At 41.8% G+C, this 15,302-nt stretch carries 13 protein-coding genes; 10 read left to right on the forward strand and 3 right to left on the reverse strand.

Going from position 1 to position 15,302, the window contains the following annotated elements:
* Window positions 1–165 precede the first annotated feature (165 nt).
* Both typA and sepF read left to right on the forward strand, forming a co-directional pair.
* Window positions 166–1,983 (forward strand): translational GTPase TypA, encoded by a 1,818-nt coding sequence (gene typA / locus PFJ30894_RS06470; protein WP_021717575.1) that lies wholly within the window; start codon window positions 166–168, stop codon window positions 1,981–1,983.
* Window positions 1,984–2,088: 105 nt separating this feature from the next.
* The gene (gene sepF / locus PFJ30894_RS06475) at window positions 2,089–2,451 is read left to right on the forward strand and encodes a cell division protein SepF (RefSeq protein ID WP_021717576.1); all 363 of its coding nucleotides are present in this window, start codon (window positions 2,089–2,091) and stop codon (window positions 2,449–2,451) included.
* A gap of 60 nt (window positions 2,452–2,511) precedes the next feature.
* On the opposite strand, the gene PFJ30894_RS06480 is transcribed toward sepF, so the two are convergent.
* From PFJ30894_RS06480 to PFJ30894_RS06490, 3 genes are all read right to left on the reverse strand, one after another.
* Window positions 2,512–4,317: a diguanylate cyclase domain-containing protein gene (locus PFJ30894_RS06480; RefSeq protein ID WP_167457040.1), complete on the reverse strand. Its 1,806-nt coding sequence runs from the start codon at window positions 4,315–4,317 to the stop codon at window positions 2,512–2,514.
* 180 nt (window positions 4,318–4,497) lie between these two features.
* Window positions 4,498–4,761 carry a 30S ribosomal protein S20 gene (rpsT, locus tag PFJ30894_RS06485; protein ID WP_021717578.1) on the reverse strand — a complete coding sequence of 88 codons (264 nt, stop codon included), beginning with the start codon at window positions 4,759–4,761 and terminating at the stop codon, window positions 4,498–4,500.
* 98 nt (window positions 4,762–4,859) lie between these two features.
* Window positions 4,860–5,399: a nitroreductase family protein gene (locus tag PFJ30894_RS06490; RefSeq protein ID WP_021717579.1), complete on the reverse strand. Its 540-nt coding sequence runs from the start codon at window positions 5,397–5,399 to the stop codon at window positions 4,860–4,862.
* A gap of 285 nt (window positions 5,400–5,684) precedes the next feature.
* Between PFJ30894_RS06490 and lepA the strand changes: the two genes are divergently transcribed.
* From lepA to PFJ30894_RS06530, 8 genes are all read left to right on the forward strand, one after another.
* On the forward strand, window positions 5,685–7,481 hold the full coding sequence (lepA, locus tag PFJ30894_RS06495; protein WP_021717580.1) for a translation elongation factor 4: 1,797 nt from the start codon (window positions 5,685–5,687) through the stop codon (window positions 7,479–7,481).
* A gap of 1 nt (window position 7,482) precedes the next feature.
* Window positions 7,483–8,637: a radical SAM family heme chaperone HemW gene (hemW, locus tag PFJ30894_RS06500; RefSeq protein ID WP_021717581.1), complete on the forward strand. Its 1,155-nt coding sequence runs from the start codon at window positions 7,483–7,485 to the stop codon at window positions 8,635–8,637.
* Between the two features lie 100 nt (window positions 8,638–8,737).
* Window positions 8,738–9,757: a heat-inducible transcriptional repressor HrcA gene (hrcA, locus tag PFJ30894_RS06505; RefSeq protein WP_046430085.1), complete on the forward strand. Its 1,020-nt coding sequence runs from the start codon at window positions 8,738–8,740 to the stop codon at window positions 9,755–9,757.
* A 23-nt stretch (window positions 9,758–9,780) separates the two neighbouring features.
* Window positions 9,781–10,383 (forward strand): nucleotide exchange factor GrpE, encoded by a 603-nt coding sequence (grpE, locus tag PFJ30894_RS06510; protein ID WP_021717583.1) that lies wholly within the window; start codon window positions 9,781–9,783, stop codon window positions 10,381–10,383.
* 48 nt (window positions 10,384–10,431) lie between these two features.
* The gene (dnaK, locus tag PFJ30894_RS06515; protein ID WP_021717584.1) at window positions 10,432–12,264 is read left to right on the forward strand and encodes a molecular chaperone DnaK; all 1,833 of its coding nucleotides are present in this window, start codon (window positions 10,432–10,434) and stop codon (window positions 12,262–12,264) included.
* A 22-nt stretch (window positions 12,265–12,286) separates the two neighbouring features.
* Window positions 12,287–13,435, forward strand: a complete 1,149-nt coding sequence (gene dnaJ / locus PFJ30894_RS06520; protein WP_125669343.1) for a molecular chaperone DnaJ — start codon at window positions 12,287–12,289, stop codon at window positions 13,433–13,435.
* 186 nt (window positions 13,436–13,621) lie between these two features.
* The gene (gene prmA, locus PFJ30894_RS06525) at window positions 13,622–14,563 is read left to right on the forward strand and encodes a 50S ribosomal protein L11 methyltransferase (RefSeq protein WP_125669344.1); all 942 of its coding nucleotides are present in this window, start codon (window positions 13,622–13,624) and stop codon (window positions 14,561–14,563) included.
* 2 nt (window positions 14,564–14,565) lie between these two features.
* Window positions 14,566–15,300, forward strand: coding sequence for a 16S rRNA (uracil(1498)-N(3))-methyltransferase (locus PFJ30894_RS06530; RefSeq protein WP_125669345.1), 735 nt, complete (start codon window positions 14,566–14,568; stop codon window positions 15,298–15,300).
* The last annotated feature ends 2 nt before the right edge of the window (window positions 15,301–15,302 follow it).

Genomic DNA, 15,302 nt, shown 5'->3' on the forward strand with positions numbered 1-15,302 from the left:
AAGAATATAATTAATTAGTCATAGTGAAGGATGCTTATTGACAAGCATCCTTCATTAATTTTAGAGTAGTTTTATTTGACCGCAGGCTTTTGTTGTATATGGCATAGCTCGGTTTGGATTTACAGGCGGTATGCCGTCTGCTCAAAAGAGAGGAAGATAGGATTTATGTTAAGAAATGATTTACGCAATATTGCCATTATTGCCCACGTTGACCATGGCAAGACTACCCTCGTAGACGCAATGCTCAAACAAAGCGGTATTTTCCGTGCTAACGAGCATGTCGAAGAACGTGTAATGGATTCCAACGCTTTGGAACGTGAACGCGGTATTACTATTTTAGCTAAAAATACAGCTGTTATGCACAAAGATACTAAAATCAATATTCTTGATACCCCCGGCCATGCTGATTTCGGCGGTGAAGTTGAACGCGTGCTTACTATGGTCGATGGCGTATTATTGCTGGTTGATGCTTATGAAGGGCCTATGCCGCAGACTAAGTATGTTTTGCGCAAAGCGCTTGAACAGCATCTGAAACCAATTGTAGTTATCAATAAAATTGACCGTCCTGACCAACGTGTTGAAGAGGTTATTGATGAAGTTTTAGACCTTTTCATTGAGCTTGGTGCTGATGATGATCAACTGGAATTCCCGGTAGTATTGACTTCTGCCCGTAATGGTATTGCTAAATTAACTATGGAAGAAGAAAGCGACAATTTAGAAGCTTTGTTCAAAGTGATTTTGGAAAATATTCCCGCTCCGGATGTTGAAGTAGACGCACCTTTGCAAATGCTGGTCAATACCTTGGATTATGATGATTATGTAGGACGTATCGTTGTCGGTCGTGTGATCCGCGGTACTATCCATAACGGTGAAACTATTACTTTGATGGATGAAGAGGGCGAGCGTAAAGCGAAGATCGGCCGTCTGTATACCTATGAAGGCTTGAAACGTGCTGAGACGCAGGAAGTTGGAGCAGGCGACATCGTTGCTTTGATCGGTTTGGCAGATGCCAATATCGGCGATACTATCGCTGATGCAGAAAGTCCTGAAAAATTAAAAGGCATCAGTATTGATGAGCCTACGCTGTCGATGGTATTCTCTGTTAATAACAGTCCTTTTGCAGGTCGTGAAGGTGAATATGTTACCAGTCGTCATCTTCGTGACCGTTTGTTTAAAGAAATCAAAACTAATGTTTCGATGCGTTTAGAAGAAACCGAAAGTCCAGATGCATTTATTGTTTCCGGACGTGGTGAGCTGCATTTGTCTGTATTGATCGAAACTATGCGCCGTGAAGGTTATGAGCTGCAGGTCGGCAAACCTAAAGTAATCATGCATCATGATGAAACCGGTACTTTACAGGAGCCTATGGAAGCTTTAACAATTGACGTTCCGCAGGAATTTATGGGAGCTGTTATGGAAGGGCTGGGACTGCGTAAGGCTGAACTGACTAACATGACAGAGATGGCCGGCTACCTGCGTATGGAATTTGTGATCCCCGCCCGCGGACTTATTGGTTTCCGTAACCAGTTCCTGACAGATACTAAAGGTAACGGTGTTATGAATCATGTGTTCGCAGGTTATGCTGATTATAAAGGTGAGATCCCCGGACGTACAAGAGGCAGCCTGGTTGCTTTTGAAAACGGCGAAACTACATCCTACGGTATAGGCAACGCGCAGGAACGCGGGAATATGTTCATCATTCCTGGCGAACAGGTCTATGAAGGGCAGATCATTGGTGAAAACAGCCGTGATGATGATATGGATGTCAATCCCTGTAAAAAGAAACATGTCAGCAATATGCGTGCCAGCGGCAGCGATGATACTATTCGTCTGATTCCGCCTAAGACTTTCTCTTTAGAGCAGGCTTTGGAGCATATCAACGATGATGAACTGGTTGAAGTTACTCCGAAGAATATTCGGATGCGTAAAAAGATTCTTGATCGTGTTGAGCGTGGTCGTCAGCGTTCCCGTAACAAAGCATAATAATACAAAAATAAAAATTTTTCTAAAAAAAGAAGGATTTTGAGAATTTATGTAGAAGTAGGCAGTTAGCATATCTGACAACAAGGACGTTTGGAGGCGTAAAAGATGGATTTAAAAAATGCTGCACGTAAGCTTTGGCATAGCGATGTAGAAGAAGATCAAGTTTATAGCGGTCCGTACTTAGTTAAAGGCGGTCATATGGATATTTTGGTGCGCTCTCCGCGTCAATTCAGCGACGTACGCGAGTATGCTGATTCTTTAATGAGCGGTGCGACACTGATGGTATCTTTCGATGCTGTTGATTCTGCAATGAAAAACCGTATTTTTGACTATTTGAACGGTGTAAGTTACATTATTGGCGCAACTGTTTCTAAGGTCAGCGAAAATTTGCTGATGTACGCTCCAAATCATGTGGAAGTTGATAAGGAAGCTGTTAAAAAAAGTACTCGTTCTTGGTTAGGCAGATAGCACGCACTCATCTATAAAATATTAAAAGCTCATTCCTTTTTGGAATGAGCTTTTTTTACGTTAAGGCAGCTGCTGTTTATAATTTTCGCCAAGCTTTTTGATAAAACCGGCAAAGAGAATTGCTTCACCCTGCTCGTTATATTGCATCTGTCCGCGGCAGCGCACCCAAATCCATTTACCTTCTTTGTTTTGAGCACGATATTCAACATAGTGAATGTTGGCGCGTCCGTCTAAAATTTCCTGGTTGGATGCTAAAAAAGCGCTTTGATCATCTGGATGAACCTTGGCACCCCAGATGGCGGCAGCATTTTTGATGTATTCGCCAGGCAGAGCAAATTCTTCAACCATGGTTTTGGGATAATGGAAAACATCACTTTGGACGTCACAGACGTAGAGATAATCGTCGGTGCTGTTAACTAAAGCATCGTAGAGATATTCTGCCTGATAAGAAAAACTGTTTTTTTCAGACGGGTCAGACTGCTTTTGCAGGCCAGCGTCCTGCTGGCGTTTAAGTATATGGTAAGAACGTTTCTGCTCATACATTTTTTCATCGACACGGTTTAAAATATCAGTAAGAGAGTAATTGCTTGTAGACTGAACTTCTAAAAGCCCATAGGTGAAAGATGGTTCATAGGGCAGAGCATTTTTTTGTGCTGAATTTTTTAGTTCAATTAGGACTTTTTGCAGTATTTCCTTAACATTTTGCAGCGAATGTTCTGTAAAAACGACAATAAATTCATCGCCGCTGAGCCGGAAAAATATATCGCCGCTGCCCAGGTGTTTTTTTAAAGTCTGGCATATAGTGATAATAAGCTTATCGCCTTCACTGTGTCCATAATTGTCATTGACCTGTTTGAGTGAGTTTATATCAAACATACAGGTTATAAAACCATGGCAATTCTGATGAGCTGCTTTAATCAATTTTTCCAGAAGCTCTTTGCCTGCACGTCTGGTCAGTGTATTGGTCAGTTCATCAAAACAGGCATCATGGAAAGCTTTTTTGGAATCTGTTATATCTATAGATTGCTGCAGATGTACGATTGAGCCGTCAAACCAATTAATAAGGCTGTCATGGTTTTCGTAAATACGTCCGGTTTTAGAATTGACTTCTTCCCAGTGAATAGTCTTATTAGAAGACGGATCACGCAGTAATTTGGAAACAGGGCAGAAGTTACAGCGTTGGGACATATTCTGCTGCAATACCTGCCAGCATATTTTACCTTCAGGTGCTTTTAAGGCAAAACGGTCTTTCATCGTTTGGTTCATGAAGAGAATTTTATTAGTGTGGATATCAGTTACGTAGATGAGGTTATTCATGCCATTGATAATTGAAGTATAGACTTTCTGCTGTAATGCAGTTTGTTCAAAGGCATGCTTTTTTACAAAATATGCGCATAATATATTTACAACAGCAGTTAAACTGTCAGTGCTGAATTGCTGAAAATTGATTGCTTTTTCGTTTAATTCTAAAGCTGCAAAACCATAGAGATAATCGTCAAATCGCAGCGGATAAACTGTGGTTGGTCTTATATTATCGTTGTAACCGCATTCTGTTAATATGTGACTGAAATCTTTGCAGTTGATTTCACTCTTGAGCTTTAACTTTTTTGCGATAAGGTGAGCTTTATGGCTTAACAAAGACTGCTGTTGGGAAAGGGCTTCATTTGGATAGTGGAAAGCAGCCTGAAAATGTTTTTCGTTGCGCAGTTGAATCACAGAAATATGAGATAAATATTCTGTGAGGCCAAGTGTTTTTTCTAAACTGGCAAGAAGATCATAAAAAGTATTTTTAAAAGAATATAACTTATCATATGCCTGTAAGAATTGTTGAGATTGTTTTAAATTATCAGTGCTATAGTCAGCCATATGTATCATTCCTGTCTGTTAGGGTGTATTTATAATATTATAGCACTTTTAAGATATGAATGAAATATATAAACTAAAGCAAAAATAAAATAACAAAAGCTTTAATTAAGATGAGATAAAGCGTGTTTTGGAGAAAATAAAAAGCCTGCTCAAAAGAGCAGGCTTTAATCGCTGTAGAGATTAGTCCATAGCATTGACTTTTTTAGCAAGTCTTGATTTTTTGCGGTTTGCAGCATTCTTATGGATAATACCTTTACGAGAAGCTTTATCAATCAAACCGGTTGCAGTTGCAAAAGTTGCTTTTGCTTCTTCTGGAGAGCCGGTCTCGGTTACAGCAACTACTTTACGAGCTGCATTGCGGATAGCAGCCTTGATCGGAGCATTTTTTGCACGACGTTCTGCGTCGGTTTTTACACTACGAATGGAAGATTTAATGTTCGGCAACGAATTCACCTCCTACAATTAAATACGTTTACTAAAGTATTCTACCACGAAGGAGTTAATTCTGCAAGGGATTTCTGCAAATTATTCCACAAAAGACTTTATTTGATAATTTTGGTAGCGATACGCTCGGGTTTAATGTCGGCAAAAGAACGTTTTTCAAGCGGTTTGGCCGGATAACCCAAGGCCAAAGCTGAAACAGGCTTGAAGCCTTCCGGCAGTTCAAGGCTGGCTACAAATTGAGGACTTTGCGGAATACGATTTAAAAGAGCCCAAAGATAAACTGAACCAAGGCCGATATCAGTAGCAGCCAATTGCATATTTTCAAGAATACAGCCAACATCAGCTATGTAAACCATCTGGCCGTCATCTTTAGGCTTAGCTGAAATGACGATTAAAGTAGGGGCGCCGTAAAACGGATTGTATTTGGGGTTTCCGAAAGCTTGACCGCAGTATTCTGCAAAGTTTTCGAGAATTTTGGGATTTTGCACAACAGAAATATATAGTTCGTCATATGCTCCATGACCAACAGGAGAAGCCCAGCCGGCGGCTAAAACTGTTTGCAGCTGGGAATCGCTTATTTGTTCTGGTTTGTAGACTCTGGTAGAGCGGCGGGTTGCAATAGCGGTTAAGGTATCCATAATATAACTTCCTTTCTTGTAATAATTCTTTTATTATTACTTATATTGTAACAGGTTGATGCTTTGATTTGCTGTAAATTATTTGTGAAGTGACTAAAAATACCATTATATATACTTTCATAATCTTTAACATAAATATTTTTTGTTACAGCAGCTTTTATTTATAAGTGCTTTACTAATAAGAGTTAGTATTTGCTTAATTACCGGCAAAAATGATATAATATTTTGCAGTGAATTTACGGCGGATGTTCCGCTTTAGCAAGATTATATATGAAGGAGAATATGATGGACCAGAATAAGATCCGTAATTTTTCTATAATTGCCCATATCGATCACGGTAAATCTACTTTGGCAGACAGATTGATAGAATATACCGGTACTTTAACTAAACGCGAGATGGAAGCACAGATCCTCGATTCAATGGACCTTGAACGTGAACGCGGTATTACAATCAAAGCGCAGGCCGTGCGCAGCAGCTATAAGGCTAAGAATGGCGAAGAGTACATGCTTAATTTCATTGATACTCCAGGGCATGTTGATTTTACATATGAGGTATCGAGAGCTTTAGCTGCATGCGAAGGTGCTTTGCTTGTTATTGATGCTACGCAGGGGATTGAAGCTCAGACTTTGGCTAATGTCTATTTGGCTTTAGATAATGATTTGGAAATTATCCCGGTTATTAATAAAGTCGATCTTCCCAGTGCTGATCCTGACCGAGTCAAGCATGAGATAGAAGAGGTTATCGGGATCGATGCATCAGAGGCCGTTTTGACGAGTGCGAAGACAGGTTTGGGTATTGAAGATGTACTTGAAGCTATTGTTGCTAAAGTACCGGCACCTTCCGGTATAAGTGACAGCCCTTTAAAAGCTTTGGTATTTGATTCTAAATTTGATGCGTATAAGGGTGTCGTTTTATATGTGCGTGTTATTGACGGACGTATAAAACCTGGTATGAAAATTAAAATGATGGCTACCAATGCTGAATTTGAAGTAACAGAGGTTGGTGTTTTTAAACCTAATCTTGTTAATGTTGATTCATTGGAGGTTGGGCAGGTTGGATTTTTTGCTGCAGCAATCAAAAATGTTAAAGACGCACGTGTCGGGGATACAGTTACTGATGCCAATAATCCGGCAGCCGAAGCACTGCCTGGTTATCGTAAAGCTACGCCGATGGTTTTCTGTGGTCTGTATCCGGTAGAAAACTCAGATTATGATAATTTACGGGATGCGCTTGAAAAACTACAGCTCAACGATGCCTCACTGGTTTTTGAACCGGAAACATCAGTAGCGCTTGGATTTGGTTTTCGCTGTGGTTTTTTAGGTCTGCTGCATATGGATGTTATCAAGGAACGTCTGGAGCGTGAATATAATCTAACGCTGATTACAACGGCTCCAAACGTTATTTACCAGGTATTTCGCACCAATGGTGATGTGGAATTGGTTGATAATCCGTCTAATTTCCCTGATCCAACAGTGATCGACCATGTAGAAGAACCTTACGTTAACGCTACAATTATTGTACCTAAAGACTATGTTGGTGCAGTAATGGAGCTTTCTCAGGAAAAACGCGGTGAGTATGAAAATATGACCTATTTAGATGAAACACGTGTTATGATTCACTATGCACTTCCGCTTAGTGAGATAATTTATGATTATTTTGATCGGTTGAAGTCAGTAACCAGAGGTTATGCTTCTTTGGACTATGAGCTGGCCGGTTATCGTGCTTCCAGCTTGGTAAAGGTAGATATTTTGCTGAATGGAGAACCGGTGGATGCCCTGTCAGCTATAGTACACCGTGAAAAAGCTGTTTCCAGGGGACGTCAGCTGGTAGAAAAACTGCGCAGTCTTATTCCGCGTCAGATGTTTGAGATACCTGTACAGGCTGCCATAGGTAATAAAGTTATTGCCCGCGAAAATGTAAGAGCGATGCGCAAAGACGTATTGGCTAAGTGTTATGGCGGTGATATCAGCCGCAAGCGCAAATTGTTGGAAAAACAAAAAGAAGGTAAGAAACGCATGAAGCAGGTCGGCAGTGTAGAGCTGCCGCAAGAAGCTTTTATGGCGATTTTGAAGATGGATTAAAATGCAAAAATGGGAACAAATCCAGGGGGTATATATACATACCCCTTTTTGCTTGCAAAAATGTTTATATTGTGACTTTGCTTCATATGCAGGTGCTGACACAGAAACTATGGAAAAGTATGTTGATGCTGTCTGCAGTGAAATAATGATGCGCAGCAATGAAGTGACTATTGCAGATCAGGCCACGCTGTATTTTGGCGGCGGGACTCCCTCGTTGCTTTCGGAAAAGCTTTTGGCGAAACTGGTAGAAGCTTTGCAAAAAAATGGATGCTGGCTGCAGCCGGCAGAGGCAACGATTGAAGTTAATCCCGGTACTGCCGATTTGGATAAGCTGCGTTTTTTTAAAGATTTGGGATTTGATCGTATAAGCTTTGGTGTTCAAAGTCTTAACGATGCCGAACTTCGGGCTGTTGGCAGGATACATACGGCCAACGAGGCTTTAGACGCTATTACAATGGCAGAGAAGGCTGGTTTTACACGAGTCAGTGCTGACCTTATTTATGGCTTGCCGGAGCAGTCCCTTCAAACCCTGAAGACCAGTCTGCAGAATTTAACAGCGGCAGGGTTGCAGCATTTGTCGGTATATGGTTTGACGATTGAAAAAAATACGCCTTTGGCAGGTATGCTGGACAAAGGAAAAGTTGAGTTGCCGGACGAAGATTGTCAGCTGGCAATGTATGAATTGGTACAGGAGTATCTGGAAGCACAGGGACTGCATAGATATGAGATTTCAAATTATGCAGTGTCAGGTCAGGAGTCAAGGCATAACCTTGTTTACTGGCATTATCTGCCGTATTTGTCTTTTGGCAGTTCCGCCTGCAGCTTTAATGGCAGTCAACGTTTTACAGCAACAGATTCTGTAACTGATTATATTGAAAGTATTCAAAGTGGCAAAAGTTGTGGAGGCTTTGAAGATCTGACAAAAGAAATGCAGCTGTCAGAATATTTATTTATGGGTTTACGGACGACGGTAGGGATAGATTTAATAGAAACTGAACAACGTTTTGGCTGTGATGTAATGTTAGAATTTGGGGTTGAATTAGAAAAATTTATTAGAGGAAATTTAGTATTCTATGATATTGAGCATAGGCGGATGAGGCTGACGGAGCAAGGGATGCGCTTTAGCAATGAAATTTTTGAAATCTTTGTGAAGTAAGAAAAATTGGTTGACAACTGTTAAGGTCAGTGCTATTCTAATACCAAGATGTTAGCACTCTAATGAGATGAGTGCTAACAATCGAGTTGGAGGTGGGATCGTGTTAAACGAAAGAAAGAAAAAGATCCTGCAAATTATCATAGAAGACTACATTTCATCAGCTGAGCCGGTTGGTTCACGTACTATTGCCCGCAAGTATGACTTAGGGCTCAGCCCGGCAACGATCCGTAATGAGATGTCAGACCTTGAGCTTCTGGGTTATTTGGAACAGCCGCATACTTCAGCGGGACGTATTCCATCTGCTCAGGCTTATCGTTTTTATGTAGATGCCCTGATTGAACCGGGGACATTGACAGATAATGATATGGCATTAATAGATGGCTGGTATAATGAACGTCGTCGTAACATTGATGATATTTTCCAGTCGACAGCCAAGATCTTGTCACGTATGACACAGAATGTTTCCATGGTTTTGACTAACCAGCAGACGATTGCAAATTTCTGTTATTTAAAATTTTTGCCGCTTGACAGTCAGCATGCTATTTTATGTATCGTTGCCGATGATGGCAGTATAGATACGAATGTTGTTGATATTCCTTTAGGTATGTCTTCTGAAGAGATGGATTATCTGGCTGGTAAAATGAGCAAATTGCTGGAAGATCGCAATCTTAGCGATATTTCTGTGGAGATTTTGCAGAATGTCCATACAGATGTGGTCGAGGATAAACTCATTTTTTCATCATTACTGCAGGCTGTACGTAAAATGACAGGGCGCAGGCAGGAACAGAAGGTATTTTTAGGCGGAACAAAGCAACTGCTTAATCAACCGGAATTCCGTGATGTGGAAAGAGTCAGAAACCTGCTTGGTATATTAGAAGAAGAAAAGGTCCTGAAGGATCTTTTGCAGGGTGGTGAAGATTCAGGCCTTAAGGTAACGATAGGTTCTGAAAATAAATTTACCGGTATTCAGGATTGCAGTATGGTTCAGGCTACTTATCGTCTGAATGGTCAGATCGTAGGTACGATGGCAGTATTAGGTCCAACCCGTATGGAATACGGTAAGGTCATTTCTGTAATGGATTACCTGCATAAATATCTGAAAACAATTTTAGATAAGTAAAAAGACTATAAGGAGGAAGTGTTTTGCAAACAGAAGATTTGAAGGAAAGCTCAAAGCAAACAACTGCCGAAGAAACACCTCAGCAGGAAGCTCAAACGAATACAGCCGATGCTGCTAATGGAGTCGATGAGACTGCCGGGAAAAAGAGTGAGGGAGCTGCTGAAGAAAAAACTCCTGAACAGGATGAAAAGGATGTTAAGATCGAAGAACTGCAGAACCGTATTTTAAGGCTGCAGGCAGATTTTGATAATTTCCGCCGACGCAATACGTCCGAACGTGAACAGCTGGCAACTTTTGTTACCGCTGATGTTGTCGGAAAATTTTTAAAGGTGTTGGATAATTTTGAACGTGCTGAAGACGCCGCCAGAAAATCTGATGATGCCGCCGGAATTTATTCAGGTATTGAAATGATTAGGCGTCAGTTCGAGCAGACTTTTAAAGATTTGGGCGTAGAAGAAATAAAAGCACAGGGCGAAAAATTTGATCCTGAGATGCATGAGGCTGTGATGAGGGGGCAAAACCCCGATATGGATGATGACACTGTAGAGATGGTTCTGGAAAAGGGCTATAAATTACGTGATAAAGTTATCCGGCACAGCAAAGTTAAAGTTATCAGCAACGAATAGTTGCCATATAAATTAAAATTAACATATAAACCCGAGGAGGAATAAATCATGTCTAAAGTAATTGGTATTGACTTAGGTACTACTAACTCTGTAGTAGCAGTAATGGAAGGCGGCGAACCTACCGTTATCACTAATCAGGAAGGCAGCCGTTTAACTCCGTCCGTAGTTGGTTTTTCCAAAAACGGCGAACGTTTAGTTGGTCAGCTGGCAAAACGTCAGGCAGTATCCAACACTGATAGAACTATTAGTTCTATTAAACGTCATATGGGTACTGACTATAAAGTAGAAATCGACGATAAAAAATATTCTCCGGAAGAAATTTCCGCGATGATTCTGCAAAAGTTGAAAGAAGATGCTGAAAAATATTTAGGTGAAAAAGTAACTCAGGCAGTTATTACTGTTCCTGCTTACTTCTCTGACAGTCAACGTCAGGCAACTAAAGATGCCGGCCGTATCGCAGGCTTGGAAGTTCTCCGTATCATCAACGAGCCTACTGCTGCATCTTTGGCGTATGGTATTGATAAAAGCGACGACCATACCGTTATGGTTTATGACCTTGGCGGCGGTACTTTCGACGTATCTATCCTTGATGTAGGTGACGGTGTTTTCGAAGTAAAAGCTACTAACGGTGATACTCATTTAGGCGGCGATGATTTTGACCAGAAAATCGTTGACTGGATGGTTGCTGAATTTAAGAAAAATGAAGGCATTGATCTGAGTAATGACCGTATGGCTATGCAGCGTTTGCGTGAAGCCGCTGAAAAAGCAAAAATCGAATTATCCGGTGTTTTGACAACTAATATCAATCTGCCGTTTATTACTGCCGGTGCTGAAGGTCCGAAGCATTTGGATATGGATCTGACTCGTGCAAAATTTGACGAATTGACTGCTGATCTCGTTGAACGCACAATGGAGCCGACCCGCAAGGCTATGGCTGACGCCGGCCTGTCTGCTTCTGATATCAATAAAGTTATCTTGGTAGGCGGTTCTTCCCGTATTCCTGCTGTACAGGAAGCTTTGAAAAAATTTATCGGTAAAGAGCCTTACCGTGGTGTAAACCCTGACGAATGTGTTGCCGTTGGTGCTGCCATTCAGGCCGGCGTTTTGGCAGGTGAAGTAAAAGACGTGCTTTTACTTGACGTAACTCCGTTGTCTTTGGGTATAGAAACTTTGGGCGGTGTGTTCACAAAGATCATTGAACGTAATACTACCATCCCGACTTCCCGTAAGCAGGTCTTCTCTACTGCTGCTGATAATCAGCCTTCAGTTGATATCCATGTACTGCAGGGTGAACGTGAAATGGCTGCCGATAATAAAACTCTGGGACGTTTTGAGCTTTCCGGCATCCCGGCTGCTCCTCGTGGAGTACCGAAGATCGAAGTTGCTTTCGATATCGATGCTAATGGTATCGTAAATGTAAGCGCTAAGGATCTTGGTACCGGTAAAGAACAAAAAATCACTATTACGTCTTCAGGTACTTTGGAAAAAGACGAAATCGACCGTCTGGTAAAAGAAGCAGAGGCTAATGCTGAAGCTGATAAAAAACGTAAAGAAGGCGTTGAAGTACGTAATAATGCTGACTCCCTGTGCTATCAAGCCGAAAAGACCATTAAAGATATGGAAGGCAAAGGCTCTGAAGAATTGATTGGAAAAGTACAGGCAGCGCTTGATACTTTAAAAGAGACTCTGAAAGGCGAAGATATGGAAAAAATCAAAGCAGATACTGAAGCTTTGACCAAACCTCTTTATGAACTTTCCGCAGAGCTGTACAAACAAACTGAAGCTGCTAAAGGTGCTGAAGGTACTGAAACAGCCGAGGGCGCAAAAAAAGCTGATGACGATGTTGTTGACGCCGAAGTGGTTGACGAAGACAAAAAATAATCGGCTTAGGATGGTGTAAACTTTGAGTAAAAAAGATTATTATGACGTGCTAGGCGTGTCTAAAACCGCTACAGCAGATGAAATTAAAAAAGCATACCGCAAACTGGCACGTCAGTATCATCCTGATGTGAATAAAGATAATCCGGAAGCGGCTGAGAAATTTAAAGAAGCGTCCGAGGCTTACAGTGTACTCAGCGATGAGCAGAAACGTGCCCAATATGACCAGTTTGGACATGCTGCTTTTGAAAACGGCGGTGCCGGCGGTGCTGGTGGATTTGGGGGCTTTGAAGGTTTCGGCGGTTTTGGCGGCGGAGGCATGGAAGATATTTTTGATATGTTCTTCGGCGGGCAGGGCCGCGGCGCGCGTGGTTCTAATGCCGGTCCTCAGCGCGGTGCTGATTTACGCTTTGACCTGGAAATCACTTTTGAAGAAGCTGCGTTTGGTTTAGAACGTGAGATCAGTTTATATCGTGACGAACAATGTCCGCATTGTCATGGGAATGGTGCGGAACCTGGTTCTAAAGTTGAAACTTGCCCTGAATGTCACGGAAGTGGCGAGATCCGTTTTACTCAAAACACTATGTTCGGACAGATGACCAATGTACGGCCATGTCCTAAATGTCATGGTGAAGGCAAGATCATCAGCGAACCATGTAAGGAATGTCGCGGACAGGGCACTGTTAAAAAGAATAAGAAACTTAAAGTCAAGATCCCTGCAGGTGTTGACAACGGTTCCCGCCTGCGGGTAGCCGGAGAAGGCGAAGCAGGGGTTAAAGGCGGACCAAGCGGTGATTTGTATGTATATTTGTATGTTAAACCGCATAAGTTTTTTGAGCGCGATGGTACTACTGTTTACTGCGAAGTGCCGATCAATATTGTACAGGCAACTTTGGGTGATGAGATTAAGGTTCCTACGCTGGATGGACAGGTTGTGATGAAGGTTCCGGAAGGAACTCAGCCTGGAAAGGTACTGCGTTTGAAGGGCAAAGGCATTCCCAGTTTGCGTAACAGTACACGCGGCGACCAGTTAGTCAGGATCAAAGTTGTTGTGCCGCAGAAGCTGAATGAAAAACAGAAAGATGCTTTGCGTAAATTTGCCGAGATCAGTAAAGATAACATTAATCCTGAAGAAAAAGGCTTTTTGAATAAGATTAAAGATTTATTTAAATAATGACTTGTATAAACTGCGGTTTGAACACCGCAGTTTATTTTTTTATGCCAAAAAATATGATATAATGTGAGCACTTGGCATTGAAATATCTTCTCAAACTGGTAGAAAAACACTTTCATATGGTAAAATATTTTAGAATAAGCTTTGTGTTTAATATATATGATAGTTATTTAAGGAGTGAGCGCTTTGTCACAATGGATAGAGGTAAGCATACAAACTACACATGAGGCAGCTGATCTGGTTGCCGAAATTATGCGTGCTGCAGGTGCAAACAATGGTGTTGTTATTGAGGACCCGGTTTTGATAAACACTTTGCGTAATTCAGGCACTTGGGAATTATGCGATATTCCTGAGCAGGAAAACACAGAAGTGGTTACGATAACTGCTTATTATCCGGAGGATGAAGAGCTGCAGCCACGTCTTACACAGATTGATGAGGACTTAACAAATTTGGAAACGCGTATTGGTAAATGTCGCTTTGGTAATACGTGTTTTCGTACTGTTTCCGAGCAGGATTGGGCTAACGAATGGAAACAGTATTTCCATGTTACGCATATTGGCAGAACATTGGTGATTAAGCCTACCTGGGAAAAATATACATCTAAAGCTGGTGAACATATTATTGAAATCGATCCAGGGATGGCGTTTGGTACAGGAACACATCATACGACCTGTATGTGTATGGAACGTTTGGAAAAAGTTCTGCGTACTGATATGGAAGTATTTGATGTTGGTACTGGCTCTGGAATTCTGGCTATTGCTGCTGCTAAACTTGGTGCTAAAACAGTTAAAGCGGTGGATATTGATGCTACTGCGGTACGAGTAGCTATTGAAAATATTGCCGGCAATGAACTGACAGAAAAAATCAGTGTGCAACAGGGTGATTTGCTGCATGGTACAGAAGGTAAGGCTGATATTATCATTGCTAATATTATTGCCGATATTATTATTATGCTTCTGCAGGATATTCCCGGTAAGTTAAAATCCGGAGGAATATTCCTTGCCAGCGGTATTATTGAAGAACGGCAGAATGATGTATCAGCAGCTGCCTCCAAAGTCGGTTTGTGTGTCGAAGCTGTTGATGCCAAAGGCGGCTGGGTTGTTATGCAGATGCGTAAGGAGGACTGACGGTGCATAGATTTTTTATACCGCAGCCATACAGTGATACGATGACAATAATGGGTGTTGATGCCAGGCATATTTATACTGTACTGCGGATGCAATGCGGGTCCAGAGTACAGATTGTAAGTGATGATGGTGTCACGGCTCTTGCTGAAATTGCTGATGCTAATGAAAGTGTTGTGACAGTCAAATGTCTGGAGGTACTGGCGGAAAGTCATGAGCCTTCAGTGCGAATCGTACTGGCACAAGGGTTGGCTAAAGGTGAAAAAATGGATTTTATTATCCAGAAGGCTGTAGAACTGGGAGTCAGTGAGATTATACCAGTAGCTATGGAGCATTCGGTCGTACGCCTGGAAGGTGATAAAGCTGTTAAGAAAGCTGAGCGCTGGCAGAAAATTGCTGAAGCGGCTGCGAAACAGAGTAAGCGTGATATTATACCAATGGTGCAGCCAGTACAGACGATGGAACAGATGCTTGCTGATAATCCCTGTGACTGTAAACTGATAGCTTATGAATGTGAGGATAAGCTTGGTTTGAAGGCTGCGCTGCAAAAGGAGCAGGCTTTGAAGGAGCTGCTGCTGATCATAGGCCCGGAGGGCGGTATTTCCGAGACGGAATTACAGCAGGCCCGGACAGCTGGGGCATTGGTAGTAAGTTTAGGCAAGCGCATATTACGTGCAGAAACAGCTGCATTAGTAGCTGCGGCCGCAATATTTTATGAAACTGGTGATTTAGGAGGCTGATT

Source organism: Phascolarctobacterium faecium (assembly GCF_003945365.1).
Classification (GTDB): Bacteria; Bacillota; Negativicutes; order Acidaminococcales; family Acidaminococcaceae; genus Phascolarctobacterium; species Phascolarctobacterium faecium.

Coding starts and splice junctions, on each gene's coding strand:
- typA (WP_021717575.1), top strand. CDS start 166: ATGTTAAGAAATGATTTACGCAATATTGCCATTATTGCCCACGTTGAC.
- sepF (WP_021717576.1), top strand. CDS start 2,089: ATGGATTTAAAAAATGCTGCACGTAAGCTTTGGCATAGCGATGTAGAA.
- PFJ30894_RS06480 (WP_167457040.1), bottom strand. CDS start 4,317: ATGGCTGACTATAGCACTGATAATTTAAAACAATCTCAACAATTCTTA.
- PFJ30894_RS06490 (WP_021717579.1), bottom strand. CDS start 5,399: ATGGATACCTTAACCGCTATTGCAACCCGCCGCTCTACCAGAGTCTAC.
- lepA (WP_021717580.1), top strand. CDS start 5,685: ATGGACCAGAATAAGATCCGTAATTTTTCTATAATTGCCCATATCGAT.
- hemW (WP_021717581.1), top strand. CDS start 7,483: ATGCAAAAATGGGAACAAATCCAGGGGGTATATATACATACCCCTTTT.
- dnaK (WP_021717584.1), top strand. CDS start 10,432: ATGTCTAAAGTAATTGGTATTGACTTAGGTACTACTAACTCTGTAGTA.